Raw genomic sequence first — 6,189 nt, 5'->3', positions numbered from 1 at the left:
CCCGCGCCACCAAGGCGACGGTCGCCGCCGTCGCCGGGGCGAAGCCGACCAAGGCCAAGGGCGAGGGCGCCGAGGGCGACATCGACCCCGAGGAGCTCGCGGCCGCGATCGAGGACGTGGTGGTCGAGGAGCCGGCCGAGCTGGCGCAGGCCGCCGCGACCGACGCCGCCGCCTCGGCCACCGACAACGACTTCGAGTGGGACGACGAGGAGTCCGAGGCGCTCAAGCAGGCGCGTCGGGACGCCGAGCTGACCGCGTCGGCCGACTCGGTCCGGGCCTACCTGAAGCAGATCGGCAAGGTGCCGCTGCTCAACGCGGAGCAGGAGGTGGAGCTCGCCAAGCGGATCGAGGCCGGGCTCTACGCCGCCGAGCGGCTGCGCGCGGCCGACGAGGGCGAGGAGAAGCTCACCCGCGAGATGCAGCGGGACCTGGGCTGGATCTCCCGTGACGGCGAGCGCGCCAAGAACCACCTGCTGGAGGCCAACCTCCGGCTGGTGGTGTCGCTGGCCAAGCGCTACACCGGTCGCGGGATGGCCTTCCTCGACCTGATCCAGGAGGGCAACCTCGGCCTGATCCGCGCGGTCGAGAAGTTCGACTACACCAAGGGCTACAAGTTCTCCACGTACGCCACCTGGTGGATCCGGCAGGCGATCACCCGTGCCATGGCCGACCAGGCCCGCACCATCCGCATCCCGGTGCACATGGTGGAAGTGATCAACAAGCTCGGCCGCATACAGCGCGAGCTGCTCCAGGACCTGGGCCGTGAGCCCACGCCGGAGGAGCTGGCCAAGGAGATGGACATCACACCGGAGAAGGTGCTGGAGATCCAGCAGTACGCCCGGGAGCCCATCTCGCTGGACCAGACCATCGGTGACGAGGGCGACAGCCAGCTCGGTGACTTCATCGAGGACTCGGAGGCCGTGGTCGCGGTCGACGCGGTCTCGTTCTCGCTGCTGCAGGACCAGCTCCAGCAGGTGCTGCAGACGTTGTCCGAGCGTGAGGCGGGTGTGGTACGCCTGCGGTTCGGCCTGACCGACGGCCAGCCCCGCACGCTGGACGAGATCGGTCAGGTCTACGGTGTGACCCGGGAACGCATCCGGCAGATCGAGTCCAAGACGATGTCCAAGCTGCGCCACCCGTCGCGTTCGCAGGTCCTCCGGGATTACCTGGACTGACCCTCGATCGTCAACCGAACGTGTCGTTTTGGCCACCTGGCGTGCAACGCCACATGGTGATCGTTCGGTTGCACGATTGTGATCGTTGACGTGGCACCCTTGGTGCACGGCACACTGTCCCTGCCATGTGTGACCTCGGTCCCCCGCGGGCACACAGGGAAGGCAGCGCCGGGACAGGGTGTTGCACGATAGGTGAGCAACGACCGAAGAGAGTGTTCATCGGTGACGACCAGAGGAGGAAGGCGATGACCCCGACCCTCACGCCGCCGCCCGAGACGGTGGCTCCCCCAGCCGCCGATGAACGGTGCGACCGCTGCAATGCTGCCGGCAAGCTCCGGATCACTCTGGCGGGTGGGAGCGAGCTGGTGTTCTGTGGGCACCACGCGAACAAGTACGCGGAGGATCTCGTGAAGATCACCGTGCGGTACGCGACGGACCCGGAGTTCAGCTGGCGTGGCGCCGATCTGATGGCGAACTGAATCCGCAACCGCATAACGACGACATAGCCGGCCGGGAGCCCCATGGGGCTCCCGGCCGGCTTCGTCTGCGCTCTCTCCCCCACCGCGCCCCGCGCCCCGCGCCCCGCGCCCCGCGCCCCGCGCCCCGCGCCCCGCGCACTTTCACGGAATGAGTGGCCTCGACGCGCCGAATAGGCGCACTTTCCCGGAAAGTGCGGGATCTGGTCGGGACGCCCGGTGTGGATGGGTCAGAGGGTCTGCACGGTGGCGATGCGTTCTTCCAGTTGCTCGATGGTGGCCTGGGCGCTGGGCGGGCCGCCGCAGAGGCGGCGCAGCTCGGCGTGGATCTTGCCGTGCGGCTGGCCGGTGCGGTGGTGCCGGGCGGCCACCAGGGCGTTCAGCTGGCGGCGCAGCGCCACCCGGCGCTGGGCGGCACTCATCGGTGCCGGCGGCGCTGCCGGGGCCGTAGCGGCCGGCTCAGCGGTCCGCGTGGCCGCCCGACGGCGCTGGGCGGCGAGCTGCTCGGCCTGTCGCTTGGTGAGCAGCAGCGAGACCTGGTCGGCGGTGAGCAGCCCGGGCAGTCCGAGGTACTCCTCCTCCTCCGGGGTGCCGGCCTGGGCGGCGGTGCCGAACGAGGCGCCGTCGAAGATCACCTGGTCCAGCTCGGCGGTCGCGGAGAGCGCGGCGAACCGCTTCTCCAGCTCGCCGCTGGCCTGGTCGTCGCGCTGGGCGCGTTCCAGCAGGTCGTCGTCGAAGCCCTCGCGGTCCTTGGGCTTGCCGAGCACGTGGTCGCGCTCGGCCTCCATCTCGCTGGCCAGCCCGAGCAGGTGCGGCACGCTGGGCAGGAAGACCGAGGCCGTCTCGCCGGGGCGGCGGGCGCGGACGAACCGGCCGATCGCCTGCGCGAAGTACAGCGGCGTGCTGGCGCTGGTCGCGTAGACGCCGACCGCGAGGCGGGGGATGTCGACCCCCTCGGAGACCATCCGCACCGCGACCAGCCAACGCTGGTCGGACGCCGCGAACGTCGCGATCCGGGCGGAGGCCCCCACGTCGTCGGAGAGCACCACGGCGGCACGCTCGCCGGTCACCTGCTCGATGAGCTTGGCGTACGAGCGGGCGGTCTGCTGGTCGCTGGCGATGATCAGCCCGCCGGCGTCGGCCATGCCCGCGTTGCGCAGCACGGTCAGCCGCGCGGCGGCGGCCCGCAGCACCTGGGGCATCCAGTCGCCGGCCGGGTCCAGCGCGGTGCGCCAGGCCTGGGCGACCAGGTCCTGGGTCATCGGCTCGCCGAGGCGCGCCGCCAGTTCCTCCCCGGCGTTCGTGCGCCACCGGGTCTCCCCCGAGTACGCCAGGAAGAGCACCGGCCGGACCACGCCGTCGCGCAGGGCGTCGGCGTAGCCGTACACCGAGTCGGCGCGGGAGCGCAGCAGCCCGTCCCCGCCCCGCTCGTAGCTGACGAACGGGATCGGGTTGTCGTCGGAGCGGAACGGCGTGCCGGTGAGCATCAGGCGGCGCTCGGCGCCCTCGAAGGCGGCCTTCACCCCGTCACCCCAGGACCGCGAGTCGCCGGCGTGGTGGATCTCGTCGAGGACGACCAGGGTCCGCCGGGTCAGGGTGCGCCGCTTGTGCACCTGTGGCGCCATGCCCACCTGGGCGTAGGTCACCACCGCGCCGTGGAAGTCGGCGGAGGAGTGCAGGTCGGCGTTGCGGAAGGCCGCGTCGAGCTGGATGCCGACCCGGGCCGCCGCCTGCGACCACTGGGTCTTCAGGTGCTCTGTCGGCGCGACCACGGTGACCGCCTCGATGGTGCCGTCGGCGAGCAGTTCGGCGGCGATCCGCAGGGCGAAGGTGGTCTTCCCGGCGCCCGGGGTGGCGACCGCGGTGAAGTCGGGCTCGCGCCGACGCAGGTACTCCACCAGCGCCTTGCGCTGCCAGGCGCGTAGTGCCGGGAACGTCTCGAGCGCCGGCGTCCGGGCTGCCACGCGAAGGCTCCTCTCCGACCGCAACCATGGCGGACCCCGGCTGAGGGCCACGGGTACCGCCGCCCATGAAAACGCCTCCGCGCAGAAAGTGCCGCGAAGGCCGGCTCAGCATAACCAGCGGGGGCCGTCCGGCCCAGGCGACGCCACGCTGGTCACATCCTCGCCGCCCTTCACGCCGCCCGCACGCCACCCGGATGCCGCTCGGCACGCCGGGCCGCTCGTGCACCGGCGCGGGGTGACCGACGACACCATCCCCCCGAGGAACATCGGGAGGTACGCAAGGCGAACGAGGTGCTACGGGTGATACTCGGGGGCGGTCGGCAGGGTGAGGCCCTCGGCCGGACCGGTCTGGGCGCCGGGACGTGCCGCCGCGCGACCGTCCCGTAATCGTTTGGCCGCTTGGCCACCGCCGCCGAGGCCCCGCGCTGGTCACGTCCGCCGTACGGCGGGGACGGTCAGACGCCCCGGCTGCCGGTGCGTGGCGGGCGCAGCGTCGCCACCGGCGCGGACCAGCGCCGGCGCAGGGCGATCAGACGCAGCCCGAAGACCAGCAGGGCGGCGGCGGTCAGCGGGGCGGTGTTGGCGTGGCCCAGCCAGTCCAGCAGGGCCACCAGGATCGAGCCGGCGAGGGCGGCGACCGCGTAGATCTCCCGGCGCAGCACCACCGGGATCTCGGCGGTGAGCAGGTCCCGTCCGAGGCCGCCACCGATGGCCGTGAGCATGCCGATCAGGCAGGCGCCGACCGGCGGCACCTGGGCGTCGAGGGCCTTGAGCGTGCCGGTGACGGTGAACAGCGCCAGCCCGGCCGCGTCCAGCACCAGCACGGTCGTACGCAGCCGGGCGAGCTGGGGGTGCAGCCAGAAGACGGCGGCGGCGGTGACCGCGGCGGTGGCCACATACCGCCAGTCGGCGAAGGCCAGCGGCGGGGCCTCGTCGATCACCAGGTCGCGGAAGATCCCGCCGCCGAGCGCGGCCACGAAGCCGACGAAGACGACGCCGAAGATGTCCAGCCGCTTGGCCACCGCCGCCGAGGCTCCGGAGGCGGCGAAGACGGCCACTCCGGTCAGATCGGCCAGCAGCAGGGCGGTGGAGGTGGTCACCGCCGAAGGTTACGTGGACGGCCGGGAGAGCCGTCCAGGATCAGTGGGCGTACGAGTCGTAGATCTCCTTGCACTTCGGGCAGACCGGCGAGCCGGGCTTGGCCGCCTTGGTCACCGGGAACGTCTCCCCGCAGAGCGCCACGACGTAGGTGCCCATGACGGCACTCTCGGCGATCTTCTCCTTGCGGACGTAGTGGAACATCTCGGGACCGGTGTCGGCGTCCTTCAGCTCCGGACGCTCAAGAACCTCTGTGCTCACGTCTCCACCTCCAACCGTCAAGTTTGGCAGGTCACCGCGGTCCGGTCCACTTCACCCGTCCCGCCCCGGGGCCGTACCGTGATGATCGTGACCAACTTTCACATCCGTTACGGCGCCGAGGTGGCCGACGCGCTGCGCGACGGACACCCCGTCGTCGCCCTGGAGAGCACCATCGTCTCGCACGGCCTTCCCCGCCCGGACAACCTGCGGGTGGCCCGGCAGATCGAGCAGTCCGTCCGGGACGCCGGCGCGGTCCCGGCGACCATCGGCATGGTGGGCGGCCGCCTCGTCGTCGGCCTGGACGACGCGGAGCTGACCCGGCTCGCCACCGTCGACGGGGTGACCAAACTCTCCGTACGCGATCTCGCTCTCGCCGCCGCGACCGGCGCGGACGGCGCCACCACCGTGGCGGCGACCAGCGCGGTGGCCGCGGCGGCCGGGATCTCGGTGTTCGCCACCGGCGGTCTCGGCGGGGTGCACCGGGAGGCCGCGCAGACCTTCGACGAGTCCGCCGACCTGGTCACCCTGGCCCGGACGCCGATCGCGGTGGTCTGCGCCGGGGTCAAGTCGATCCTCGACGTGGGCGCGACGCTGGAGCGGCTGGAGACCCTCGGGGTCGGCGTCGTCGGCTACCGCACCCGACGGTTCCCCGGCTTCTTCATCACCGACGGCGGCTTCGACCTGGACTGGTCGGTGGACTCCGCCGAGCAGGTCGCGGACGTGCTCGCCGCCCGGGAGCAGCACGGGGTGCACCGCGGCGGCCTGATCGTGGCCAACCCGCTGCCGGCCGACGAGCAGCTCGACCCGGGGCTGCACGACCGGACCCTCGCCGACGGGCTGGCGCTGCTGGAGCGCGACGGGGTGACCGGCAAGGCGGTCACGCCCTACCTGCTGGCCCACTTCCACCGCGCCACCGAGGGGGCGAGCCTGGCGGTCAACGTCCGGATCATCCTGCGCAACGCCGACCTCGCCGCCCGGATCTCGGTCGCCGCCGCCCGCCGCGCCGCCGCATGACCACTGGCCGCGTCCTCGTCGTCGGGGACCTGATCACCGACGTGGTGGCGGTGCTGCCCGGCCCGCCCGCCATCGGCTCGGACACCCCGGCGGCGATCCGGTTCAGCGGCGGCGGCCAGGCCGCCAACACCGCGGCGTGGCTCGCGGCGCAGGGCGTGCCGGTGACGCTGGTCGGCGCGGTCGGCGACGACGGGGCGGGAC

Annotated in this window: 7 protein-coding genes; 4 read left to right on the top strand and 3 right to left on the bottom strand. The window is 72.5% G+C overall.

All coding sequences use genetic code 11. The features are described 5' to 3' along the window. Positions 1 to 1,175 (top strand): RNA polymerase sigma factor (locus NCC78_RS26175; RefSeq protein ID WP_250797796.1); only part of this gene is annotated, 1,175 nt, incomplete at its 5' end. Positions 1,176 to 1,420: 245 nt separating this feature from the next. Further along, positions 1,421 to 1,654: a DUF7455 domain-containing protein gene (locus NCC78_RS26170; RefSeq protein ID WP_036374862.1), complete on the top strand. Its 234-nt coding sequence runs from the start codon at positions 1,421 to 1,423 to the stop codon at positions 1,652 to 1,654. A gap of 227 nt (positions 1,655 to 1,881) precedes the next feature. Here the strand turns inward: NCC78_RS26170 and NCC78_RS26165 are convergent, their stop codons facing one another. From NCC78_RS26165 to NCC78_RS26155, 3 genes are all read right to left on the bottom strand, one after another. Further along, on the bottom strand, positions 1,882 to 3,615 hold the full coding sequence (locus NCC78_RS26165) for a DEAD/DEAH box helicase (protein WP_250797795.1): 1,734 nt from the start codon (positions 3,613 to 3,615) through the stop codon (positions 1,882 to 1,884). A 455-nt stretch (positions 3,616 to 4,070) separates the two neighbouring features. Then, positions 4,071 to 4,715 carry a trimeric intracellular cation channel family protein gene (locus tag NCC78_RS26160; protein ID WP_250797794.1) on the bottom strand — a complete coding sequence of 215 codons (645 nt, stop codon included), beginning with the start codon at positions 4,713 to 4,715 and terminating at the stop codon, positions 4,071 to 4,073. Between the two features lie 40 nt (positions 4,716 to 4,755). Continuing rightward, positions 4,756 to 4,974, bottom strand: a complete 219-nt coding sequence (locus tag NCC78_RS26155; protein WP_250797793.1) for a DUF3039 domain-containing protein — start codon at positions 4,972 to 4,974, stop codon at positions 4,756 to 4,758. 87 nt (positions 4,975 to 5,061) lie between these two features. Between NCC78_RS26155 and NCC78_RS26150 the strand changes: the two genes are divergently transcribed. Together NCC78_RS26150 and NCC78_RS26145 are read left to right on the top strand one after the other, a co-directional pair. Next, positions 5,062 to 5,988, top strand: coding sequence for a pseudouridine-5'-phosphate glycosidase (locus NCC78_RS26150; RefSeq protein ID WP_250797792.1), 927 nt, complete (start codon positions 5,062 to 5,064; stop codon positions 5,986 to 5,988). Continuing rightward, a partial coding sequence (locus tag NCC78_RS26145; protein WP_250797791.1) for a PfkB family carbohydrate kinase occupies positions 5,985 to 6,189 on the top strand: 205 nt, incomplete at its 3' end. The genes NCC78_RS26150 and NCC78_RS26145, both read left to right, overlap by 4 nt.

Source organism: Micromonospora phytophila, assembly GCF_023656545.1.
GTDB lineage: Bacteria > Actinomycetota > Actinomycetes > Mycobacteriales > Micromonosporaceae > Micromonospora > Micromonospora phytophila.
Note: the sequence above shows the minus strand (reverse complement) of the source record. Positions and strands in the feature narration are given on the sequence as shown.